The organism is Streptomyces sp. XY431, assembly GCF_001279805.1.
Lineage (GTDB): Bacteria > Actinomycetota > Actinomycetes > Streptomycetales > Streptomycetaceae > Kitasatospora > Kitasatospora purpeofusca.
Genome location: NZ_LGDO01000322.1, coordinates 1 through 486 on the forward strand (window position 1 = coordinate 1; position 486 = coordinate 486).

The 486-nt window shown below is 72.4% G+C and carries 1 protein-coding gene; it reads left to right on the plus strand.

The window, feature by feature from the left end:
- Positions 1–486 (plus strand): polyketide synthase dehydratase domain-containing protein (locus ADK60_RS24780; protein WP_199839752.1); only part of this gene is annotated, 486 nt, incomplete at both ends.

Genomic DNA, 486 nt, shown 5'->3' on the forward strand with positions numbered 1-486 from the left:
GCCGGCCTCACCGTCGACTGGACCCCCTGGACCCGCACCGGCCACCTCACCGACCTCCCCACCTACGCCTTCCAACACCGCCGCCACTGGCTGCCCGCGAGCGCCACGGCCACCGACGTCGGCTCCATCGGCCTGGGTACGGTCGACCACCCGCTGCTCGGCGCGGCTCTGCAACTCGCGGGCGGCGACAGCGTCCTGACCGGGCGGCTCTCCCTGTCGAGCCACTCGTGGCTCGCGGACCATGCCGTGTTCGGGACGGTCGTCCTGCCGGGCACCGCGTTCGTCGAACTCGCCCTGCACGCCGCCGACCAGGTCGGCTACCGTGTCCTCGACGAACTCACCCTCGAACGACCCCTCGTCCTCACCGACACCGCCCACAGCGTCATCCAGGTCACCGTCACCACCCCCGACGAGGCCGGCCGACGCACCGTCACCATCCACTCCCGCCCCCACACCACCGACACCGACCTCGCGGACGACTGGACC